The 2,228-nt window shown below is 58.3% G+C and carries 3 protein-coding genes and 1 pseudogene; 2 read left to right on the top strand and 2 right to left on the bottom strand.

Going from position 1 to position 2,228, the window contains the following annotated elements; all coding sequences use genetic code 11:
* Window positions 1-465: pseudogene (locus IVA98_RS00515) on the top strand (ATP-binding protein); the annotation flags it as partial.
* Window positions 466-782: 317 nt separating this feature from the next.
* On the opposite strand, the gene IVA98_RS00510 reads toward IVA98_RS00515, so the two are convergent.
* Window positions 783-1,298: a hypothetical protein gene (locus IVA98_RS00510; protein WP_247354163.1), complete on the bottom strand. Its 516-nt coding sequence runs from the start codon at window positions 1,296-1,298 to the stop codon at window positions 783-785.
* Window positions 1,268-1,636, bottom strand: coding sequence for a restriction endonuclease (locus tag IVA98_RS00505; RefSeq protein ID WP_247354164.1), 369 nt, complete (start codon window positions 1,634-1,636; stop codon window positions 1,268-1,270). The genes IVA98_RS00510 and IVA98_RS00505 overlap by 31 nt, the downstream gene beginning before the upstream one ends.
* Before the next feature lie 206 nt (window positions 1,637-1,842).
* On the opposite strand from IVA98_RS00505, the gene IVA98_RS00500 reads away from it, so the two are divergent.
* Window positions 1,843-2,228: hypothetical protein (locus tag IVA98_RS00500; protein ID WP_247354162.1), on the top strand; the 386-nt coding region annotated here is incomplete at its 3' end.

Raw genomic sequence — 2,228 nt, 5'->3', positions numbered from 1 at the left:
TGGCGTTGGCAAGACGCATCTTGCGGTCGCTCTTGGTCGCGAAGCGATCCTGGCTGGGCATTCCGTTCAGTTCGTCGCAGCCACGACTGTCGTTGCGCAGCTTGCTAAAGGTCACGGCGAAGGGCGGCTCGAGGAGCGACTCGCGCAATTTGCCAAGCCAAAGCTCTTGATCATCGACGAGCTTGGGTATCTGCCCTTTGAACCCAATGCCGCGCATCTCTTCTTTCAGCTCGTTAGCCGTCGCTATGAGAGAGGCGCGATCCTGCTGACCAGCAACCGCAGTGTCGGCGAGTGGGGCTCGGTCTTCAGCGACCCCGTGGTTGCCACCGCGATCCTTGATCGTCTGCTGCACCACAGTCACGTCATCACGATCCGCGGCGACGCTATCGCTTGAAGGAGAAGCGCCGCAGCGGACTGCTGCAGAAGCCCGCTGCACCAGAAGCCAAATCGGAGAAGAAGTCGTGAAGCAAGCCGCTCGCTCGCTACAGCGCTATGACGGGCGCGCTTCGCGAGCGGCTTGCTACAGTCCTGCAAACAACAAGGGGGTCACTTCCTCATGTCGCTGCGGGGTCAAATCCGGACGTCGCTTGACAGCGGGACGGAGACAGGAGAGAAGGCCCCGCTGAGGGGTAGTGATAGCGACGCTGGAATGCAATGAAAGCGAGCTCGCTGCGCAAGTGCCTCCGGCGAGTGACACCTTACGGGCTCTCTGCCCAATTCGTCGAGCTCCATTGCACCCGCTATCGGCAAGTCGCATAAACCACAGCAGGTTCGTTCGGTTGTCAGCCAGTCTTAAAGCGCCATGCGTCCATAATATTAGTGCCCTCCATGTCCTCAAACCTCACGGGCTTGCCGGCATCGACGAGCGCCTTGGCCTTGTTCATGGCTTCGATGGTCGGCGGCCAATAACCCACGTCGGACACAATGCGGGGCACGCGAACGCGCATCACCAGGGAGTTCCGCTGCTTCTCGATGATGTCCGCCAGCGCCGTCTCGGAGTTCACGGGTTCAAGCGTGAGCGGCCCCTTAATCTCGTCGAACGTTGCGGCGATATGCACGCGGTCAATGTTCCCCGCTTGGGCATCTCTTAGGATGCCATGTTTCACGACACCGGGGGACGACGCCATCCAGCCTGTTACGGTAACCGCACCAACCCCGATCCACGTCGCATCCTGGCTCCTTGGGGCAAGGCAAAACAAGTGCTCACCAATCGTATCCGGAATTCTCCCGGACACCCATAGCTGCCAGACCGAATTCAAAATCTCTGTTACAGGCGGCTCGTCCTTGCTGTCCAGCACCGCTGTAATGAACGGTTTATCGTCAGCCCAGCCATCCGGAACATAAGGGAGCATGCTGAGGCCGCGTCTTGCGCGTCAGATGTGTATCCCTTGGCGCTGACAAAGATACCCTGCTGCACAGGGATGCCGACGTCTTCCAAAATACCGGCAAAATTGTCGACGGCCAGGGTGTCGAGGGCCTTCACCTCGTTCTTGCATCCAAATGCGATGCGCACCGGGTAACCCGCCACATGGGCCGTGAGCAGGACATCGATTTCGCGCTTGCGAGTCTTGCTGCCGCGTATCACCGGAAGCTTCCGTCGCGTTTCCACCGTTACGCCCGGCACGGCGTGCATCATCGCCACGAGATCTTCGAGGAATGTTTCCCTTGGGTCTTGTTCGACATCGCCTGCCGCTTTCGTCAGTGCGCGCCAGGTTAGCCTGAGTCGCGCATTTCGGCGAGACCGGCGATATCAAGTGCAAGAAGACGAGACGCCTGCATCAGTGCTTGAATAGAGCGGCTGACCTCCGACATATTAAGGGCAAAGAACTTGCGTACAAGCTATTGTCCAAGGGCAAATGGCAGGCGATGCAGACGGCAGCCGAGGCAGTCGACAACAAAAGTATGCACTACACGCTAGAAGAGTCCTTCAAGCCTGACCCAGACATTGACCTAGAGGGAACGCTAGGGTTCATTCGTCAGACCCGCGATCAGATTCGCTCCCGCGCCTCAGTTCTCGACGATCCAGGTAGCCCCCCCGGCTATTCGCTTGTTTGGGACGAATGGATCAGGCTCACGCATGTCTCGCTTCAATACTTTGAGAAGCGATTGAGCGTTTTAACGGAAGCCTTAGAGCCTGACCGAAAAAGGGTGAGCGGTTTTGGCCGGCTTGTGATTCCTTCGGATTTGCAAAGATTCGAGGGAGGACACCATGCCGTGGACCAAAACCG

Source organism: Bradyrhizobium sp. 160, assembly GCF_023073735.1.
GTDB lineage: Bacteria > Pseudomonadota > Alphaproteobacteria > Rhizobiales > Xanthobacteraceae > Bradyrhizobium.
This window is presented reverse-complemented; position numbering and strand designations above follow the sequence as displayed.